The organism is Streptomyces sp. ISL-87, assembly GCF_018614095.1.
Classification (GTDB): Bacteria; Actinomycetota; Actinomycetes; order Streptomycetales; family Streptomycetaceae; genus Streptomyces.
Window position 1 is genome coordinate 47654 of the sequence record NZ_JAGGOY010000097.1, and the last position, 22624, is coordinate 70277.

3 protein-coding genes (1 of these 3 only partly in view) are annotated in these 22624 nt (G+C 72.0%); all 3 read left to right on the forward strand.

What is annotated here, in order from left to right; translation table 11 throughout:
* Tightly spaced (each overlapping or abutting the next), the 3 genes in view from J7I97_RS39710 to J7I97_RS30795 form a layout consistent with a single transcriptional unit that may run on beyond the window.
* Complete coding sequence (locus J7I97_RS39710; protein ID WP_214941459.1) at positions 1 to 13671, forward strand: SDR family NAD(P)-dependent oxidoreductase; 13671 nt, start codon at positions 1 to 3, stop codon at positions 13669 to 13671.
* Positions 13668 to 21773 carry an SDR family NAD(P)-dependent oxidoreductase gene (locus J7I97_RS30790; RefSeq protein WP_214941462.1) on the forward strand — a complete coding sequence of 2702 codons (8106 nt, stop codon included), beginning with the start codon at positions 13668 to 13670 and terminating at the stop codon, positions 21771 to 21773. Before J7I97_RS39710 ends, J7I97_RS30790 begins: the two co-directional genes overlap by 4 nt.
* Positions 21766 to 22624, forward strand: partial view of an SDR family NAD(P)-dependent oxidoreductase gene (locus J7I97_RS30795; RefSeq protein ID WP_214941464.1) — the 5' end (the start) only. It continues 8234 nt past the right edge of the window; 859 of the gene's 9093 nt are visible here — the first part of the coding sequence; its start codon is at positions 21766 to 21768; its stop codon lies beyond the right edge, outside the window. Before J7I97_RS30790 ends, J7I97_RS30795 begins: the two co-directional genes overlap by 8 nt.

The window sequence follows — 22624 nt, forward strand, 5'->3', positions numbered from 1 at the left end:
ATGGACAACCGGCTGGAACGGCTTCTGCTGGATCTCAAGGCCGATCGCGTCTCCAGGGAGTACGTCAAGCAGTACCTGAGGAACCGTCAGGAACCAGCGGATGCGACTGCGGACGCCCCGGACGCGGTGCCGCCGGCCGAGCTGCTGCGGTGCCACTCGGTCTGGCGGGCCGCCGACGGCCCCGCGACCGGGCGGAAGCCGGGACACGTGGTGCTCCTCGCCGGACCGTCGGAACTGGAACACGCGCTGCGTCAGCAGGACGCGACGATCGACGTGCGCCTCCTGCGTTCCGGGGCCACCGGCCTCGCAGACCGCTACGCCGACCTCGCGGGCCAGGTGCTCACCTCGCTCCGCTCGCTGGCCGGAGACCCGGAACTGCCCTCCACGCTGGTTCAGCTCGTCTGCTCCCTGCGGGGAGAGGACACCCTCCTGTCCGGCCTGATCGGCATGATCAGGAGTGCAGGCCTGGAGAACCCCGGGATCGTGCCCCAACTGGTCCTCGTCGACCTGGCCGCCGCTCCGGAGCCCACCGCACTCCAGATCCTGGCGAGTCGCGAGCGCAGCGACGACCGCGTCGTGCGCTTCCGCGACGGCGTCCGTGAGGTACTCACCTGGCACGAGCTGCCGAGTCCCGAGCACACGGCCCTGCCCTGGCGCGAAGGCGGCACGTACGTCGTCACCGGCGGGCTCGGCGGGCTCGGACTGATCTTCGCCCGAGACCTGCTGCGATCCGTACGGAACACGTCCCTCCTGCTGAGCGGCCGCTCCGCACCCGGCGCCGACCGGCGCCACCTGCTGGAGAGCCTGTACCGTCCGCATGCGCGCGTCGAGTACACCCGGCTCGACGTGGCCGATCCGGACGGTGTCGAGGCGTACCTGGCCGGCGTGCGGCGCGAGCACGGCGCCATCCACGGCATCATCCACGGCGCCGGGGTGCTCCGGGACGGTTTCGTGTCGCACAAGAGCGTCGAGGAGCTGCGTGAGGTCCTCGCCCCGAAAACGGCCGGCACCCTCAACCTGGACGCCGCCAGCAAGGACGACGCACTGGACTTCTTCGCCCTGTTCTCCTCCACGGCGGCGGTCACGGGCAACGTCGGCCAGGCCGACTACGCGGCCGCCAACGCGTTCCTGGACGCGTTCGCCCACCACCGGGGCGGTCTGGTCGCGCAGGGTCTGCGTTCGGGACGCAGCCTCTCGCTCAACTGGCCGCTGTGGGCCGAGGGCGGGATGCGGGTCGACGCGGAGACGGAGCGGGAACTGCGGGAACAGACGGGCATGCACGCCTTGCGCACCGAGTCGGGCATCAGGGTCTTCCACGAGTCCCTCGGATCGGACCACTTCCAGGTGATGGCGGTCGAGGGCGACGGCCCGCGCATCCGCCGGACGCTGCTCCGGCAGCAGGCGGCCACCGCCGGATCCGCCCCGGTCCCCGCTCCCGCCGTCGCCGAGGACGTCGACATCGACGACGAGGTGCTGCGCGACAGGATCGTCCGCAGGCTCGGGCAGATGCTCAGCGCCGTCATCGGCCTCCCGGTCGCGAAGATCGACGCCCGGGTGCCGCTGACGACCTACGGCATCGACTCCATCGTCGTCACCCGGCTCAACCGGAAACTCGCCGACGTCTTCCCGGATCTGCCCAAGACGTTGTTGTACGAGTTCAACTCCCTGGACGCCCTCGCACGCCATCTCCTCCGGGCGCGCAGGCAGGGATGTCTGGACTGGACTGGGACGGAGAAGCCCCGGCAGGCCGCCGCGGCAGCACGGCCGGCGGCCGCATCCGCGGGCGGGCGGCAGGTCCCCGCGGCAGCCTCGCCCACCTCAGCGCCCACCGAGGACGCGGTCGCCGTCATCGGCATGAGCGGACGGTTCCCGATGGCCCGGAACCTGCGGGAGTTCTGGGAGAACCTGGCCACCGGACGGGACTGCGTCACAGAGATTCCCGAGGGCCGCTGGCCGCTGGAGGGCTTCTATCACCCGGACCGCGACGAGGCGGTGGCGGCGGGCCTGAGCTACGGCAAATGGGGCGGGTTCCTGGACGGGTTCGACGAGTTCGACCCCCTCTTCTTCGCCATCTCGCCGCAAGAGGCGATGAGCATGGACCCGCAGGAGCGCCTGTTCCTGCAAGAGTCCTGGAACGCGCTGGAGGACGGCGGCTACACCCGGCAGCGCCTGGCCGACGCGCATCGCCGGAAGGTGGGCGTCTTCGCCGGCGTCTCGAAGACCGGGTTCGACCTGTACGGGCCCGAGCTGCGGAAGCGGAACGAGAAGCTGCACCCCCTGACCTCGTTCGCGTCGGTGGCGAACCGGGTGTCGTACCTTCTCGACCTCACGGGGCCGAGTCTGCCGGTCGACACGCTCTGCTCGTCGTCCCTGAGCGCCGTCCACGAGGCGATCCAGCACCTGCTCCGCGGCGAGTGCGACCTGGCCGTCGCGGGCGGGGTCAACCTCTACCTGCACCCGTCGAACTACACCCTCATGTCCGGCAAGCGGATGCTGTCGGACGACGGCAGGTGTCGCAGCTTCGGAGCTGGTGGCAACGGATTCGTGCCGGGGGAGGGCGTGGCCGTCGTCCTGCTCAAGCGACTGTCCGACGCCGAGCGGGACAACGACAACATCCGGGCCGTCCTGCGGGGCAGCAGCGTCAACCACGGCGGCCGGACCAACGGCTACACCGTCCCCAGCCCGGTCGCGCAGGCCGAGGTCGTGCGCGAGGCGCTCGCCCGCGCAGGGGTCTCCGCCGGCGAGGTGAGCTTCGTGGAAGCACACGGCACCGGCACCGAGCTGGGCGATCCGATCGAGATCGACGGGCTGACCCAGGCGTTCGCGTCGGACACCGGCTCCCGGCAGCACTGCGCCATCGGCTCGCTGAAGAGCAACATCGGTCACCTCGAAGCCGCCGCCGGCATCGCCGGGCTGCTCAAGGTCGTCCTCCAGATGGAGCACGGGTCCATCGCGGCCGGCCTGCACGCGCGGGAGTCCAACCCCAACATCGACTTCACCCGGACGCCGTTCCGTCTCCAGCGGGAGAAGACCGAGTGGCCGCGGCCCGCGGTCGTGGGCGGCGACGGGGAGACGACGGAGGGCGACCGGATCGCCGGAGTCTCCTCGTTCGGCGCCGGCGGTTCCAACGCCCATGTCGTCGTGGCGGAGTACCGCCGAACCGACCCCGCGCCCGTCCCCGCTCCCGAGGGCGCCCCGCGGTTGATCGTCCTCTCGGCGAAGGACACCGAGCGTCTGCGGGAGCGGGCCCGGGACCTGCTCGACTGGTTCCACTCCCAGGACCCGGCCGCGCTCGACCTGGGCGCCGTCGCCCACACGCTTCAGCTCGGCCGTGAGGCGATGGACGCGCGGCTCGCGCTGTCCGTCGGCTCACCCGCCGAACTCATCCGGAAGCTCGCCGCGTTCGCCGCGGGCGAGGAGGACGTCGAGGACCTGCACCTCGGCAACGTCAAGGAGCACCGGGAGGCGCTCACCGCCCTCGGCGACGACGGCGACATGGCCACGACCGTCGACCTCTGGATCGAGAAGGGCAAGTTCGACCGGCTGCTCGGTCTCTGGGTCAAGGGCCTGAGCGTCGACTGGGGCAAGCTGTACGGCTCTCAACGCCCCCGGATGCTGCCCCTGCCCGGCTACCCCTTCGCTCGCGAGCGCTACTGGGTGGGCGACCTGACCGCGGAACCCGCCCCCGTCGACTCCGGTGCCGGCCGGCTCCACCCCCTCGTCCACACCAACACCTCCACCCTCGACGCCCAGCGTTTCGACTCGGTCTTCTCGGGCAGGGAGCCCTTCCTCACCGATCACGTCGTCAACGGCCGCAAGGTGTTGCCGGCCGCCGCGTACCTGGAGATGGCCCGGGCCGCCCTGGACGCGTCGCTCGACGGACGTACCCGTCGGACCGTGCTCCGCAACGTGGTGTGGGCCCAGCCCCTGACGGTCGCCGAGAACGCCGCGCGCCTGGTCACGACGCTGTACACCGCGGAGGCCGAGTCCGCCGGGGAGGTGACCTTCGAGATCTCCGGTGTTCCGGAAGGTGATCTCGGCGCGGACGCCGTCGTTCACAGCCAGGGGACGGTGCGGGCCCTCGCCGGTGCCGGCGAGCCGGCGGCAGTGGACGTGGCCGCGCTGCGCGCGGCGTGCGGTGCCGCGCGGCTGGACGCGGAGGAGTGCTACCACGTCTACCGGTCCATGGGTCTCGACTACGGTCCCGCGCACCGCGGCATCGAGAGCGTGGCGATCGGCGACGGGCAGGCTCTGGCACGGCTGCGGCTGCCGTCCGGGACGACGGCCGACGCCGACGGGTACGTACTGCATCCGAGTCTGCTGGACGCCGCCCTGCAGTCCACCGTCGGACTGTTCGGCCGGGACGGCGCCCCCGCGGGCTCCGCCCCCGCCACGCTCCACCTCCCCTTCGCGCTCGACGAGCTGGACGTCCTGGGGCCGTGCACCCCGCAGATGTGGGCGTGGGTCCGGTACGGCGACGGCGACCGGCCCGACCTCGGCATCCGCAAGCTGGACATCGACCTCCTCGACGACGCCGGCGTGCCGCGCTGCCGTCTCCGGGGGCTCACCTCCAGGGCGTACGCCGCGAACGGGTCCGCCGAGCGGGCCGGCGGCACGCTCCCGCACCGTGAAGCGGCGTCCCCGGCCGTCGCCGTCGCGGAGGACCGAGGCCCCCTCCCGGCGGGCACGCTGGAGGAGCGGGTCGGCCGGTACCTGGTCGACTTCCTCGCCTCCGAGCTGCGCGTACCCGCCGAGCGGATCGACCCCGACGACGCCCTTGAGCAGTACGGCATCGACTCGATCATGGCGATGAACCTGACCAACCGGTTGGAGGGGGTCTTCGGATCGCTGTCCAAGACCCTGTTCTACGAGTACCAGAGCATCACCGCCCTGTCCGGGTACTTCCTCGGTGCTCATCGGCCGCGCCTGGCCGAGCTGCTCGCAGCGGAGGCCCAGGAGCCGTCCGGTGCCCCGGTGGACGCCGTCACCTCACGTGGCGGGGCCGGGTCCGGGCACGTCCGCCGGACGGCCGCGCGGCGAGGCCGCAGGGAGCCGGCGGGCCGGGACACGGAGATCGCGGTGATCGGGCTGGCCGGACGCTACCCCCAGGCGCGGAACATCCGGGAGTTCTGGCGGAACCTGGCCGACGGCCGCGACAGCGTCACCGAGATTCCCGCCGACCGCTGGGACCACGGCCCCTACTTCGACCCGGACAAGGACGCGCCCGGCAAGACGTACACCAAGTGGGGCGGGTTCCTGGACGGCGTCGACCGCTTCGATTCGCTCTTCTTCAACATCTCCCCGCGCGAGGCGGCGTTCATGGACCCGCAGGAGCGGCTGTTCCTGGAATGCGTGCACGAGACGATGGAGGACGCGGGGTACACACGCGAGACGCTGAGCCACTGCGACGACCGCGGCCTGCCCGGCAACGTCGGCGTCTTCGTGGGGGTGATGTACGAGGAGTACCAGCTCTACGGCGCCCAGGAGCAGGCGCGCGGCCGCAACGTCACGCTGTCCGGCAGCGCGTCGACCATCGCCAACCGGGTCTCGTACGTCTTCGACCTGCACGGCCCGAGCCTGGCCGTCGACACCATGTGCTCGTCGTCGCTCACCGCGCTGCACCTGGCCTGCCAGAGCCTGCGGACCGGAGGCTGCGAACTGGCCGTCGCGGGCGGCGTGAACCTGTCGTTGCACCCCAACAAGTTCCTGATGCTCGGCAGCGGCAAATACGCGTCGAGCAAGGGCCGGTGCGAGAGTTTCGGACAGGGCGGCGACGGCTACGTTCCCGGCGAGGGGGTCGGCGCGGTCCTGCTCAAGCCGCTCGCCCGCGCCCGCGAGGACAACGACACCATCTACGGCGTCATCCGGGCCACCTCGGTCAACCACGGCGGCAAGACCAACGGGTACGCCGTCCCCAACCCCCGAGCGCAGCACAACGTCATCGGCCACGCGCTCCGCGAGGCCGGGGTCGACGCGGAAGCGGTGAGCTACGTCGAGGCGCACGGAACCGGCACCTCGCTCGGAGACCCCATCGAGATCTCCGGACTGACCAGCGCCTTCCGCGAGTACACCGACCGGACGCACACCTGTGCGATCGGCTCGGTCAAGAGCAACATCGGGCACGCCGAGAGCGCGGCCGGCATCGCCGCGCTGACGAAGGTGCTGCTGCAGATGAAGCACGGCCAACTCGCGCCCTCCCTCCACTCCGAGGTGCTCAATCCCCACATCGACTTCGACGGCAGCCCCTTCTACGTGGCACGGGAACTGACACCGTGGAGCCGCCCGACGGGCGCCGACGGCACCGCGACGCCCCGCATCGCCGGCATCTCGTCCTTCGGGGCGGGGGGCTCCAACGCCCACGTCATCGTCGAGGAGTACGTTCCGGCTCCCCGCCCCGCAGACGGTCCCCCTGCGCAGAGCGGGCCCGCCGCCATCGTCCTCTCCGCGCGGACGGACGCGGGCCTGCGGGCCCAGGCCGATCAGCTGCTGCGCTGGACGACCGAGGGCGAGGGCGCCGCGACCGAGCTCGCGGACATCGCCCACACCCTCCAATCGGGCCGGGAGGCGTACGAGGAACGCCTCGGACTCGTCGCGGCGACGACCGGTGAACTCGTGGCGAAACTACGGGCGTTCCTGGACGGCGAGAACGGGATCACCGACGTGTACCTGGGCCGGGTGGCACGCCGGCAGGACACCTCGGCCGCCCTCACCGCCGCCGCGGACCGGGCACGGACACTGGACGCGGCGCTCGCGCGGCGCGCGTACGGCGAGGTCGTGAAGCTCTGGACGACCGGTCTCGTGGTGGACTGGACGAAGCTCCACGACGAGTCCGCATCCGCGCCGCGCCGCGTATCGATGCCGACCTACCCCTTCCAGGGGGAGCGCCACTGGTTGGCCGACGGGGGCGCGGCTGGCCAGGACCGGGCGGCGGGCCCGGCGCGGCTCCATCCGCTCCTGCACGCCAACACGTCCACCCTCAACGGGCAGCGCTTCACGTCGGTCTACACCGGCGAGGAGTTCTTCCTGCGGGACCACCGGGTCGGCGGCAAGCCCGTGCTGTCCGGTGCCGCCTGTCTGGAACTGGCGCGCGCCGCCGTGGCGGCCTCGCTCGACGAGCCGTTCCGCGTCTCGAAGCTCCGGAACGTCGTCTGGACGCGGCCGGTCACCCTGCACGAACCGGGGCTGACCGTCCAGGTCCGCCTGCGGCCCGAGGAACTCGGCGAGGTCGGATTCGAGATCCTCGTCCCGGGCGACCCGGTCGCCGGAACCGCCGAGGTGCTCCACAGCGAGGGCGTGGTGGACGTGACCACGCAACCCGCGACCGTGAACCCCGACACCCGCCTCGACCTGGCGCGACTGCGTGACGAGTGCCGGACCCCCGGACCCGACGCCGACGCGCTGTACGCGACCGCCGAGGCGCGCGGTATCGGTTACGGCCCGGGTCATCGAGGCGTCCGGCGTCTGTGGACGGGGGCGGGACAGGTCCTGGCACGGATCGCGCTGCCGCCGACCGTGCGGGACACCCGGGACGCCTACGGGCTCCATCCGTCGACCGTGGACGCCGGCCTGCAGGCATGCGCGGGCCTGCTGTCCGTGGCAGCCGGGGAGGAAGCGCTGCTGCTGCCGTTCGCCGTGGACGAGGTCGAGCTTCTCGGTACCTGCCCACCGGAGGCGTGGGCCTGGGTGCGGGACGGCGCGGGCCGGGAGGGCGACGGCTTGCGTCGCATCGACATCGACGTCTGCGACGACGACGGGCGGGTGTGCCTCCGGCTCAAGGGCGTCGCCCTGCGCGCCCACACGGCTGCGCCGACGACCCCCCGGGAGCTGTTCGCCGTACCCCACTGGGTGGCCGCCGACCCCGCGCAGGCCACGGCTCCGGTCCCGGAGGGCCTGGTGCTGGTCGTGGACCTCCCCGAGGTCGCCGCGGAGCTGGAGACGCGGGACACCGCGCGCGTGGTCCGGCTGACGTCGGGCGCCACGGACGTCGGCCACCGCTACACCGACCACGCGCTGCAGGTCTTCGACGAGGTCAAGCGGCTGCTCGGCGAGCCCGCCCACCACCCGGTCAGGGTCCAGCTGGTCGCCCCGGCCGTCGAGGCGTCGCTGTGGACGGGGCTGGCCGCCATCCTGAGGTCGGCCGGGCTGGAGAATCCGCGGCTGCTCGGCCAGATGGTGCTGGTGGACCGGCACGAGGCCCCGGAGCGCGCCGCGTCCCGCGTGACGGCGGACCGCGCGGCGCTCGCGGACTTCGGTGTGCGGTACCTCGGCGGCCTCCGCGAGGTCCTGAAGTGGCGCGTGGAGGACGTCGACCGCCGGACGGCGGTGACGCCCTGGAAGGACGGAGGCGTCTACCTGATCACCGGGGGCGCCGGCGGCCTGGGCACGGTCTTCGCCCACGACATCGCGAAGCGCGCCCGTGGGGCCCGGATCGTGATCGCCGGCCGCGCGCCCCGCGACGCGCACAAGGACACGCTGCTGGAACGACTGCGGGAGCACGGCGCGGAGACCGCCTACGTGCAGGCCGACGTGGCGGTGAGGGACGACGTCGTGAGGCTCGTCCGGGAGACCCGGGAGCGGTACGGCCGGATCGACGGGGTCCTGCACGCCGCCGGGTTCACCAGCGACGCGTTCGTCATCAAGAAGGACGCGGACGAGTTCTCCCGGGTGCTGGCACCGAAGGTCGCCGGACTGGTGCACCTGGACGAGGCCACGCAGGACGCGGACCTCGACTTCCTGGTCGCCTTCTCCTCGGTCGCGGGGGCGCTGGGCAATGTCGGGCAGGCCGACTACGCGGCAGCGAACGCGTTCATGGACGCCTTCGCGGCGCACCGCAACGCGCGGGTGGCCCGGGGCGAGCGGCGGGGGAGGACCCTTTCGGTCGCCTGGCCCCTGTGGGCCGACGGCGGGATGGGCATCGACGCGCCGACGGAGCGGGCGCTGCGCGACCGCTTCGGGCTCGTGCCGCTGCCGGACGAGGAGGGGCTGCGCGCCCTGTACCTGGCCCTGGCGTCGCCGTCCGACCACGTGATGGTGCTTTCGGGCGATCGCCCGAAGATCGCACGGACCCTCCTCGCCGGACTCCTCGTGGACGGCCCCGCGCCCCGGCCCCTGCCCTCGCCGGACGTCCCGGCGGCGGAGGTCGCTGACGGGAACAGGGAGGCAGCGCCCGCGGAAGGCCCGGACGAGACCACCGCACAGCAGGCCGTGACCTACTTCAAGCGGCTCCTGGCATCGGTCATCGACCTTCCCGCAGACAGGATCGACGCCGAGGCACCGCTGGAGGACTACGGCGTCGACTCCGTGATGACCATGGAGATGACCCGTACGCTCGAGGAGGTCTTCGGCTCGCTCCCGAAGACCCTGTTCTTCGAGTACCGCACCATCTCCGCTCTGACCCGCCACCTCCTCAAGACCCATCCACGGCAGGTCGGGGAGCTTCTTCCCCCGGCAGGCGGGTCCCGGCAGACTCCCGCCGTCGCTCCGGGCGTCCCTGAACGGCCCGTCCTGACGGCGGGACGAACACGGCCCGTGTCCTCCGCCGCTCCGGCGCGACGTGGGGCCGACCCGGCCCCAGGCACGGGAACCGGCGACACGGCGATCATCGGGCTGGCGGGCCGCTACCCCCAGGCGCGTGACGTGCGGGAGTTCTGGCAGAACCTCGCCGCCGGCAAGGACTGCGTCACCGAGATCCCGGACGACCGCTGGGACCACAGGCGCTTCTTCGATCCGCGCAAGGGGGCCCCGGGCAAGTCCTACAGCAGGTGGGGCGGATTCCTCGACGGCGCCTACGACTTCGACCCGCAGTTCTTCAACATCTCCCCGCGCGAAGCGGAGATCATGGACCCGCAGGAGCGGCTGTTCCTCCAGTGCGTGCACGAGACGCTGGAGGACGCCGGCTACGTCCGGGACACCGGCAAGGACCGTACGGGGAACCTGCTCGACGGCCGGGTGGGCGTCTTCGTCGGAGTGATGTACCAGGAGTACCAGCTCCACAGCGCCTCGGCGCAGGATGCCGGCGCGGGGCCGATCGTGTCGGGCAGCTCCGCGTCCGTCGCGAACCGGGTGTCCCATGTGTTCAACTTCCACGGTCCGAGCATGAGCGTCGACACGATGTGCTCGTCGTCGCTGATGGCCGTGCACCTGGCCTGCCGGAGCCTGGAGTCGGGCGACTGCGACACGGCGGTGGCCGGCGGAGTCAATCTCTCGCTGCACCCGAACAAGTACCTGCTCCTCAGCCAGGGCCGGCTCGCGTCGAGCGACGGTCGCTGCGCCAGCTTCGGCGCCGGGGGCGACGGCTACGCACCGGCAGAGGGCGTGGGCGCGATCCTGCTCAAGCCGCTGGCGCGAGCCGTCGCGGACGGCGACCGGATCTACGGAGTCATCAAGGGCACCGCCGCCAACCACCGCGGCAGGACGAGCGGATACTCGGTCCCGGAGCCGGTGGGGCAGGCCGAGGTCATCGGCGAGGCCCTGAGGCGAGCGGGTGTGAACGCGCGGGACGTGAGCTACATCGACGCGAACAGCGTCGGCACTTCCCTGGGCGACCCGATCGAGATCGCCGGCCTGTGCAAGGCCTTCGGTCCCTACACCGACGACCGGGGGTTCTGCGCGATCGGTTCGGTGAAGAGCAACATCGGGCACGCCGAGAGCGCGGCCGGCATCGCCGGCATCACCAAGGTCCTGCTCCAGCTCCAGCACGGTCGTCTGGCGCCGTCCCTGCACGCCTCGACGCCCAACCCTCACATCGACTTCGGGCAGACCCCGTTCGTGGTGCAGCAGGAGTCCGCCGAGTGGCCGTCCCCCGTGTCGGACGACGGCACGGGCCGCACGCTGCCGCGCGTCGCGGGCGTGTCCGCGTTCGGGGCCGGTGGCTCCAACGTTCACGTCGTGATGGCGGAGTACGTCCCCGACAGCCCGCCGCAGCCTGTGCCGGCCGCCGCCGACCCGCGTGCCGTGATACCGCTGTCCGCCCGTACGACCGAGCAGCTGAGGGCGCGGGCCGAGCAGTTGGCGCAGTGGCTGGGCCGCCCCGAGAACGCGGACCTCGCGCTCGCGGACGTCGCCCACACCCTGCAGGTCGGCCGCGAACCACGGGAGGAACGCCTCGGTGTCGTCGCCTCCTCCGTGCCCGACCTGGTCGAGAGGCTCGGCCGCTTCCTGGCGGACGACTTCGCGGGCGGTGAGATCGTCCGCGGTTCGATCACCGGTGCGGCCCGGACACTGACGTTGTTCGCGTCGGACTCAGACCTCGACGTGATGATCGCGGCGTGGGCCGAGAAGGGGAAGTACGAGAAGCTGCTCGAACTGTGGGTCAGCGGCGTTCCCGTGAACTGGCGCTCCCTCCACGGCACCGCGACCGCGCGGCGGGTCGCGCTGCCGGCCTACCCCTTCGCGGCCGAGCGGTACTCAGCCTTCGACGGCCTGTCCACCGCCGGCTCGGCCGCGCCTGGTGGACCGGCGCCGCTGCATCCGCTGGCGCAGGTCAACACGTCCGACTTCACCGAGCAGCGCTTCACGTCCGTCGTGACCGGAGAGGAACGCTTCCTGGGTGAGCGTGCCGCCCGCGTCGTGCCCGGCGCGGCCCTCCTGGAGATGGCCGTGGCCGCGAGCTGCCTCGGCAGCCGGGCCGCCGTCGAACCTTCGGCGCCGGTCGTGCTGCGCGACATCGTGTTCGCGCGGCCGCTCGATCCGGCGGACGGCCCCCGCGAGGTGCACGTCGGGCTGCGCCCGGAGGACGACGGCGACATCCGCTTCCGGATCACGAGTACACCGCCGGGCGGCGGCGACTGCGACGCCGTCGAGCACGGCGAGGGTGTCCTCTACTTCGCGGACGGTGCCGAGGAAACCGTGCTCGACCTGCCCGCCCTGCGGCGGGCCTGCGGGACGTCCGTCCCGACCGCCGAGCAGTACGAGGACCGCCGCCACGGCGACGCACTCGCACAGGAGCCCGCGTACCGCGCCGTCCGGCGCGTCTGGACCGGACTCGGGCAAGCCCTCGTCCAGCTGGCGCTGCCGGATCCGGTGCGCGACACCGAGGACGGTCTCGTGCTGCACCCGGGCCTGCTCGACGCCGCGGTGCGGGCGTGCTCCGACGCCCTCGGCGGGTCGGCCGGGCGGGACCGGGCGTACGACGGCGGTGGGCCCGCGGTGGTCCGCGCCATCGAGGAAGTCCTCGTTCTCGATGCCTGCACGCCCTCGATGTGGGCCTGGGTCCGGCCCGGCGCCCAGCAGGCCGGCCAGGCGCGGGTCCCCGGGTTCGACCTCGACCTGGCCGACGAGCAGGGCCGGGTCCGCGTCCGGATCGGCGGACTCTCGATCGATCGGGCCGCCTCCGACCGCGACGACCCGGCAGCGGCCGTGCCCGCTCCCGGCGGGGAACCCCGCGCCGCGACCCCTGCCGGGGGGACGGAGGCCCGCGGCGGGCAGCCGGTCCTGCTGAGCCGGCAGTGGCGGGCCCGACCCGCACCGGCCCGGCCGTCCGGCCTCTCCGCCGCGCGCCAGACCGTGCTGCTCGCCGGACTGCCCGAACTGGAGCCCCTCCTCCGGGGCGACGACGCCGATGTGTTCCTCCTGACCACCGAGGACGAGGCCCCGGACAGCCGGTACACCGCGTACGGCCTGCAGGTTCTGACGCACCTTCGCTCCCTCCTGCGCGGATCCACCGGCCGGCACCAGGTTCAGCTGGTGGTTCCCGGTACACCCGACGCGACGCTGCTCTCCGGGCTCGCGGCCGTCCTCAGGACGGCCGGCCTTGAGAACCCGGCCGTCACCGGACAGGTCGTCGTACTGGACCGGACGGACACCCCCGAGCGCGCCGTGGTGCGGATCCGGGAGAACCTCGGCTGCCCCGAGGAGATGCTCGTGCGGTACGTCGAAGGCCGCCGCGAGGTACCGGTCTGGGCCGAGCACGAGGCCCGCTCCGGCCCCGGCACGCTGCCGTGGAAGGAGAACGGGGTCTATCTCGTCGCGGGCGCGACGGGTGCCCTCGAACAGGACGTCGCCCAGGAGATCGCCACGCAGACGGGCAACGCGACCGTCATCCTCGTCGGCCGGTCCCCTCTGGCCCCCGCGTCCCATGAGGCGTTGCGGAAGCAGGCGGCCGACGGCGCGGTGCGCTACGAGCAGGCCGACCTCTCCAGTCCCGCCGAGGCGGACGCGCTGGTCGCGCGGATCCTGGAGCGCCACTGGGCGATCGACGGAGTCATCCACAGTGCCGGTACCGCGGGCGGGGCGCTCATCGTCGACACGCCGGGCCGCGATTTCCGGGACGTCCTGGCCGCGGAGGCGGCGGGTGTGGTCAACCTGGACGCCGCGACCCGGTCGCTCCCGCTGGACTTCTTCGTGACGTTCTCCTCCCCTTCAGGGGTGGACGGCGGCATCGGTCAGGTCGACGGCGCCGCGGCCCACGCCTTCCTGAACGCCTACGCGCGGTACCGGCAGGACCTCGTAGCCGGCGGTGAGCGGTTCGGGCACAGCCAGTCCGTCATCTGGCCGTCGGGGGACGACGGCCTGCCGGAGGCGGCGGATGTCGGGGACTTCAACCGGATCCTGCGCTCCGAGCACAGCCAGGTGAGGGTTCCTGCTTCTCCTGCCGGCCACACCCGGGGGGACACCCCGGTCCCGACGCAGCGGAACTTTCCTGCTTTCTCCACCGATGGGACGGACTCGTGACGCACTACGACAGCGACGTGCTTGAGGAGAAGGCGAGCGCGTACCTTGAGCGCCTCCTCTCCGAGACCACCAAGCTCCCCCTCGCCCGGGTCGATGCCCAGGCGGCCTTCGAGAGCTTCGGTGTCGACTCGGTCATGGCGATGACCATGACGGTGCGGATGGAAGCAGTCTTCGGCCCGCTGCCCGCCACCCTGTTCTTCGAGTTCGGTACGCCCCGCGCGCTGGCCCGGCACCTGGTCGCCACCCGACGGTTCGACGTGGCGGGTCTCCTCGGGGAAGACGCGGCGGACACGGCGGCCCCGGCCGCCGAGACCCCGGCCCCCGGCGCGGCCGCGTCCCCTCCCGGTGCCCGGTCCACGGGTCCCCTGCGGCGCAAGAGCCTGTCGTCGACGAGGTGGTCGGCGCGGAAGCCGCAGGCGCCCTCGCTGCCGGCGGCCCGATCCGGGCCCGCTCTCCCCGAGCGGCAGGGGCTGGACATCGCGATCATCGGACTCGCCGGGCGTTACCCCAAGGCCCGCACCGTGGAGGAGTTCTGGGCGAACCTGGCCGCCGGACGCGACTGCGTCACCGAGATACCTGCCGACCGGTGGGACCACCGGGCGTACTTCGATCCGGACCCGGACGCGCCCGGCAAGACGTACAGCAGGTGGGGCGGATTCGTGGACGGTGTCGACGAGTTCGACCCGCTGTTCTTCAACATCTCGCCCGTCGAAGCGGAGCGGATGGATCCGCAGGAGCGCCTGTTCCTCCAGTGCGTCCACGAGACCGTCGAGGACGCGGGATACACCCCGGACCGGCTGAAGGCGCCGACGGAATCCGGCCGCACCCCCGCCATCGGCGTCTACGTCGGCGTCATGTACTCGGAATACCAGCTGTACGGAGCCCAGGAGCAGGTCCTCGGCAACCCGGTGACCGTCTCCGGGAACATCGCGGCCGTCGCCAACCGGGTCTCGTACTTCTTCGACTTCAAGGGCCCGAGCCTGAGCGTCGACACCATGTGCTCCTCGTCGCTGACCGCCATCCACCTGGCGTGCCAGAGCATCCGGTCCGGTGCGTGCGACATGGCGATCGCAGGCGGGGTCAACGTGTCGGTGCACCCCAACAAGTACCTGCTCCTCGGTCAGAGCCGCTTCGTCTCCAGTACGGGCCGGTGCGAGAGCTTCGGCGAGGGGGGCGACGGATACGTACCGGGCGAAGGCGCGGGCGCCGTTCTGCTGAAGCCCCTGGAGCGGGCCGTACGGGACGGGGACCACATCCACGGGGTCATCCGGGGCGTCGCCGTCAACCACGGTGGAAGGACGAACGGCTACTCCGTCCCCAGCCCCGCCACCCAGGCTCGCGTGGTCACCGACGCATGGCGCCAGGCCGGGATCGACCCGAACGCGGTCGGCTACATCGAGGCGCACGGCACCGGCACCTCGCTCGGGGACCCCATCGAGGTCGCCGGACTCACCCGTGCCTTCCGCGAGCACACGCGCGACGACCGGCTCTGCGCGATCGGTTCGGTCAAGAGCAACATCGGCCACGCCGAGAGCGCCGCCGGCATCTCCGGGCTCACCAAGGTGCTGCTCCAGATGAGGCACGGCAAGATCGCCCCCTCGATCCACTCCACCAGGCTGAACCCGAACATCGACTTCGGCAGCACGCCGTTCACGGTCCAGCAGACGCTCGCCGACTGGACGCGGCCGGTCGTCACCGTCGACGGCGAGGAGCGCGAGCTCCCCCGGACCGCCGGCATCTCCTCCTTCGGGGCGGGCGGTACCAACGCGCACCTGGTCCTTGAGGAGTACCGGCCGGACCCGGCCGACGCGCCGGACCCCGCTGTCGCCCCCCGTGGCCCCGTCCCGGTCGTCCTGTCGGCCCGCACCACCGAGCGCCTGAAGGAGAAGGCGGCGCAACTCGCGGACTGGATCGAGCGGGAGAACCTCTCGACCGGTGACCTGCCCGCGCTCGCCCACACCCTGCAGGTGGGGCGCGAGGCCATGCGGGAGCGGCTCGGTCTCGTCGTGTCCGCCGTGCCGGACCTGGTCGCCCGTCTCCGGGACTTCGGTGACGGACGCCAGGACGCCGAGGGGCTGGTCCGCGGCAGGGCGCGCGCATCGGCCGCCGACACGGGCCTGTCCGAAGCGCTCGCCCGGCGGGACCTCGCGGGGCTGCTGGAGCTGTGGGTCGAGGGCGGCACCGTCGACTGGCATGCCCTGCACGGGAGCCGGTGCCCGGCCCGCATCGCCCTGCCCTCCTACCCGTTCGCCAGGAACCGGTACTGGATCGACACCACGCGCTCGGCCGCGGCCCTCGCTCCGCACGGGGCGACGGAGCCGTCCGGCGCCGCGGCGGCCGGTGACGACCGGAATCCGGCACCCCTCCTCTTCACGGAGTCCTGGGAGCCGGAGGCGCTGCCCGCCGCCCGCCGGGCCGATGCGCCGCGCACCCTGGTCTGCCTCTGCCCCGACCCGGCGGACCGGGCCGAGCTGGCACGTACCGCTCGCGAGCTGGATCCCGCCGTCACCCTGCTGTTCGTCACGCGGGGACGGGGATTCGCCCGGACGTCCGACCACGCCTACGAAGCCGATCACCGGACCCCGGACGACTTCGTCCGCGTGTTCGAGGACATCCGGTCGCGGTACGGCGCCGTCGGCGGCGTACTGAACCTGTGGTCCCTGGACGACGCGGCGGAGCCCGGCTCGTACACCACCACCGTGCACCTCCTGCGGGCGATCGCCGCATCGGGGCTGCCGGTGGGGCGTGTCCTGCAGGCCGGAGAGTTCCGCGACGGCGTCGAGCGGGCGTACGCGGAGTCGTGGCTCGGCTTCGATCGCTCCCTCGGCAGGGTGCTTCCCGACGTGCAGTTCGCCGCGATCCTGGAAGAGGTCCAGGACACGCCCGGCAGGACGCCCCGCGGCGCCTGGTTCGCACGCTTGTGGAACGAGTGGACGGCCGGGACGTCCGGCAGCGCGCTGTACCGCGCCGGGGTTCGCCATGTCAGCCGGGTCCTTCCGAGTCCGGCCCGTGCCGGCAAGCACCTCCTCAGGCCCAACGGCACCTACCTCATCACGGGGGGCACCGGCGGCCTGGGTCTTCTGCTCGCCGAGCACCTGGCCAGGAACTGGTCGGCACGCCTGGTGCTGACCGGGCGCTCTGCCCTCGACGCCCGCAAGCGGCGCAGCATCGCGCGGATCGAGTCGCTGGGCGGCGAGGTCCTGTACCGACAGGCCGATGTCGCCGACCGGCAGGCCATGCGGGAGGCGGTGGCCGCGGCGCGCGAGCGGTTCGGCCCGGTCAACGGCGTCGTACACGCCGCAGGCGTCGCCGAGAGCGGCTCGCTGCTCGCCGGTGACGTTCGATCCTTCCGGGACGTGCTCTCCGCCAAGGTGGACGGCACGCGCGTGCTCGACGACGTGCTGGCAGCGGAACCCCTCGACTTCGTCTGCTACTTCTCCTCGACGTCGGCAGTCCTCGGCGACTTCGGCGGCTGCGCCTACTCGGTGGCCAACCGCTTCCAGACGTCCTACGCGCGCCATCGCGACGAGCGGGTACGCCGGGGAGCGTCGTCCGGCGCGACGATCGCCATCAACTGGCCCCTGTGGAGCGGTGGGGGCATGGGGTTCGACGACGCGTCGGGCATCGAGCTGTACCTCTCCACCAGCGGGCTGCGCCTGCTGGGGGAGGCCGAGGGCCTCACGCTCTTCGAACGCCTCCTGGGGCAGGGCGAGACACAGCAGATCGTCATGGCCGGCGATCCGTTACGCGTACGGCGCATGCTCGACGCGGACACCGCGCCGGCGGCCCCGCGACCCGAGGTCCGCCCTGCTGCACCTACACCCGCCCCCGCACCCGCCCCCCGTGCGGGCGTCACCCGCTCCGCGGACAACCCGAATGCTCCAGACACAGAGGGAGGGGAGGACATGGAGGACACGGACGCCGAGGCGCTGGTGCTCTCGACCCTCAGGGCGGCGATCGTCGATGTACTGAGGGTGCCCCGCGAGCAGATCCACGCCGACGAGAACTTCTCCGAGCTCGGGTTCGACTCCGTCAGCCTGGTCAAGCTGGCCAGGGCCCTGGGCGAGAGCCTCGCGATCGAGGTGCTGCCCTCGGTCTTCTTCTCCCACTCCACCCCGGAGAAGCTGGTAGCCCACCTGACCGCGGAACACGGGGAGGCACTGCGCCGGCACCGCACGGAGCGGGCAGCGGCCTCGGACATGGCCCATGCGCCATCCGTGACCCCGGAGCCTTCCAGGACCCCGGCGGCGGAGGCCCCCGTCACCGCGGCCGAGGACCGGTCCGCGTCCGCTCCGGCCCCGCGGCCCACGGCGCACACGGAGCCGGAACCGATCGCCGTCATCGGCATGAGCGGCCGCTTCCCCGCCGCTCGGTCCGTCGACGAGTTCTGGGAGAACCTCCTGCAGGGGAAGGACGCATTGTCACCCGTCCCGGCGGACCGGCAGGCAGACTGGAAGGGGCCGGAGGCCGTCCGCTGCGGATTCGTTCCGGGAATCGCGGAGTTCGACGCCGCGTTCTTCGAGATATCGCCGCGCGAGGCGCGCACCCTTGACCCGCGCCAGCGACTGCTGCTCCAGGAGACCTGGCGTGCCCTGGAGGACGCGGGCTACGGCGAGCGCAGGCTGCGCGCCGGGACGATCGGTATGTTCGTCGGTGCCGAACAGGGCGACTATGGCGACCTGACCGGGGGAGAGGGCGGCATCACCGCCCAGCACGAGGCGATCATGGCTGCGCGCCTGGCCTACCTCCTCGACTTCTCCGGCCCGGTGCTGGCCGTCAACACCGCCTGCTCCTCGGGACTGACAGCCGCCCACCAGGCATCCGCGAGCCTGCGCGCCGGCGAGTGCGACACCGCAGTGGTCGCCGCCGCCAACCTGGCGACCACCGGTCGCGGCCTGACCGAGATGGGCAAGTCGGGGATGCTCTCCGAGAGCGGAGTGTGCCGCGCCTTCGACAAGCGGGCCGACGGCATGGTCCTCGGTGAGGCCGTCCCCGCCCTCGTCCTCAAGCGCCTGTCCCAGGCGGAAGCCGACGGCGATCGGATCCTGGCGGTCATCCGCGGCAGCGGTATGAACTACGACGGCCGGACGAACGGCATCACCGCCCCGAACGGGGCGGCGCAGACGCGGCTCTACCGGCAGGTCTACGAGCGGCACGGGATCGACATCGAGCGCATCGAGCACATCGTGGCTCACGGCACGGGAACGCAACTCGGCGATCCCGTCGAGGTCAACGCCCTGAACGAGGCGTACCGGGAACGCACGGACAAGACCGGCTTCTGCGCGCTGACCTCCACTAAGACCAATGTCGGTCACACCCTGGCCGCGTCCGGGCTGGTCGGCCTGATCGCCCTCGTCCAGTCGGTACGGCACGGCGTCGTCCCGGCGAGTCTGAACTGCGACCAGGACAGCGACTACATCGGGTGGAAGGACAGCCCCTTCTACGTCAATAAGGTGACCAGGTCCTGGCCGGCCGGGCCCACGGGAACGAGGCTCGGCGCGGTCAGCGCCTTCGGCATGAGCGGGACCAACGTCCACATGGTGGTGGAGAGCTACGCCGAGCCCGCCCGCCGGGCCCCGGTCACCGAGGCACCGGCTCTGCCGCTGCTTCTCTCCGCCAAGACTCCGGAGGGACTCCAGCGCCGTATCCAGGAGCTCCGGTCGGCGCTCGCAGAAGGAGAACTCGACTACCAGCGGCTGCGGGACACGGCCTACACGCTCCTGGAGGGCAGGCAGCACTTCGCCCACCGCTGCACCATCGTCGTCAGCGCTGTCGGCGACGTCCTCTCCGTACTGTCCGCGGCCGAGAGCGGCCGGGACCATCCCATGGTCGTGCGCGGCGAAGCGCCACGCGACCGGGACCGTTCGCTGTCGGACGTCCAGGCGCGAGCGCTGCTGGACGTGCTTCGGGCACCCGGCGTACCGGCGGAGCGGTACCGGGAGGTGTGCTGTGCCCTGGCCGAGCTCTACTGCCGGGGCGCCGTCCCGGACTGGTCGGCGCTGTTCACGGGCGACAGGCCGCGGATCATCGCGCTGCCCGGCTACTCCTTCGCGCGCTCGCCGCACTGGGCCACTGACGGGCGCCGTGCTGCGGCACCCCCGGCTGCGCGGGAGTTCCCGCCGGCGCCCCCGGCACAGGAGCCGGGGAAGCCGGCCGCGCCGCGTGCCGTTCCCGGGAAGAAGCCCCGGATCCAACTCCAGGATCCGGGCGCGGCGGCCGTCCCGAAGACGGCCCCTGTGGGCAAGCCCCGGAACGTCGTACTGACCGACACGGGCGAGGGGGCGGGGCGGCCGGTTCCTTCGGCCCCGCCGGTTGCTCCGGTGGCTGCTCCGGTGGCTGCTCCGGTGGCTGTGGCCGCGGTTGCGTCGGGTGGGGTCGGTGGGTCGGGTCGTTCTGCGAGTGTGTTGCGGGACGAGTTGAGGGCGGGGCTCGCGGCGGTGTTGTTCCTGTCGGAGGGCGAGGTCGATCCTCGGCGTAATTTCGTGGAACTGGGTCTGGACTCCATCATCGGGGTGGAGTGGGTGAAGTCGATCAACAAGGCGTATGGCACGTCGTTGACGGCGACGCGGTTGTACGACTATCCGTCGGTGATGGAGTTGGCGGCCCATGTCGGGCAGTTGATACCGGAGGCGGAGGCCGTTTCCCCGGTGGTGGACCCGGTCCCGGAACCGGCTGCGCTACCGGTGTCGTTACCGGTTCCGGAACCACTGGCGGAACCGGAACCACTGGCGGAACCGGAACCGGAACCGGAACCGGAACCGGTGCGGGTGCCGCCAGTGCCCGGGAACGCCCCGTACACCGCCGTTCGCGGTGACCGCGTGGCCGTTGTCGGCATGTCCGGGCGTTACCCGGACGCGGAGAACCTCCGCCAGTACTGGGCCAACCTCCGGGACGGTCGTGACTCCGTGCGGGAAGTGCCCGCCGAACGCTGGGACATGTCCCGGTACTACGATCCCCGCCCCGGGACGAAGGGCAAGGCCTATTGCAATGCGATGGGCTATCTGGAGGACGCGGACTGCTTTGACCCGCTGTTCTTCAACATCTCGCCGGCCGAAGCGGAAGGCATCGACCCGCAGCACCGCCTGTTCCTGCAGGAGGCGTACCGGGCCTTCGAGGACGCGGGCTACGCCCCGGGGTCGATGAGCAGGATGAAGTGCGGTGTCTATCTGGGCATCAGCGGCAACGAGTACAGCTTTCTGGTGTCCGGCAACGACAGTCAGGAAGACTCCGTCGCGACGAGCAGCAGCAACGCCATCGCCGCCGCACGCATCGCCTACTTCCTCAACCTCAAGGGCCCGGCGATCGCCCTCGACACCGCCTGCTCGTCCTCTCTCGTCGCGTTGCACCTCGCTCAGCAGGCGCTGGCCAGTGGTGAGATCGACATCGCCCTGGTCGGAGGTGTGTCGCTGTACCTGCTTCCGGGCACCTACGTCAGGATGTCGGGAGCGCGGATGCTGTCGGCGCGGGGGCAGTGCCGGTCGTTCGACCAGGGAGCCGACGGTTTCGTGCCGGGCGAGGGCGTCGGAGCCCTGGTGCTGAAGCGGCTGAGTGACGCCGAAGCCGATCACGATCACATCCACGGCGTGGTTCTGGCGTCGGGTACGAACCAGGACGGCAAGACCAACGGCATCACGGCGCCCAGCGCCAACAGCCAGATGGAACTGTTCCGTACGGTCTACGACCGGTACGGCATCGACGCGGCGTCCATCGGCTACGTCGAGACGCACGGTACGGGGACGACCCTCGGGGACGCGATCGAGCTCGACGCCCTTTCCACGGTCTACCGCGAGCGGGGAGTCGCCCCGAGGGCGTGTGCGATCGGCTCGGTGAAGAGCAACATCGGGCACACCTCCGCCGCTGCCGGCATCGCCGGCGTCCACAAGGTGCTGCTCGGCCTGCGCCACGGCCTGCTCGTACCGTCCCTCCACGTCGAGACTCCCAACGAGCTCCTGGAACCTGACGACTGCCCGTTGACCGTCAGCAGGGACCTCCAGTTCTGGGATGCCCGGAACGGCCACGAGCTGAGGCGGGCCGCCGTCAGCTCCTTCGGATTCAGCGGAACAAACGCCCATGTGGTGCTGGAGGAGTATCGCCATGCGTGAGACGACTGAACACGCCCGGTCATCGGCTGTCGTGATCGTCCTGTCGGCAGTGTCGGAAGGGCAGTTGGACACCCGCGTACGCGATCTGCTCACCTTCGTCGAGGAGCAGCCGCAGCTCGATCTGGTCGACCTCGCCTTCTCGCTCCAGGCGGGGCGGGCGGCGCTGGACTGCCGGCTGGCTTTCACCGCCGACTCCCTCGACGCGGTGGCCCGGGGGCTGAGGACCCATCTGGGGCAGGACGGCACGGTCGAGGTCTTCCGCGGCCGCGCACCGGGCGCGCCGGAGTGGGAGGAGCAGAGCGAGGAGGACCGCGACCTGGTCCGCTCGCTGGTCTCCGCCCGCGCTTGGCGCCGTGTCGCGGAGGACTGGGTCGGCGGCCGTGCCGTCGACTGGGCCGGGCTCTACGCTCCGCGCAGGCCCTTCCGCATCCCGCTTCCCACGTACCCGTTCGCGAAGGAGCGGTACTGGGTGGCCACGAGCCCCCCGGCCCCCGCCGGTTCCGTACCGCCGCCGGCGGCTGCCGTGCTCCACCCCCTGCTGCACCGTGACACCTCCGAGCCCGGAGGCCGGCGCTACCGGTCGACCTTCACCGGCCAAGAGCCGGTCCTGAGGGATCACCTGGTGCACGGGGTGCGGACGCTGCCCGGCGCCGCGTACCTGGAGATGGCCCTTGCGGCGGCGGCCGACTCCCGGGGCCGGACGGTGGCGGACAGCGTCGGCGTCGCCCTCGCGGACGTGGTCTGGATCCGGCCGCTCCGCATCGACGACCGGCCGCGCGACCTGCACGTGGTGCTCCAGCCCGATTCCCCGGACGCGGTCCGCTTCCAGATGTCCGTCGCCGGCGAGGACG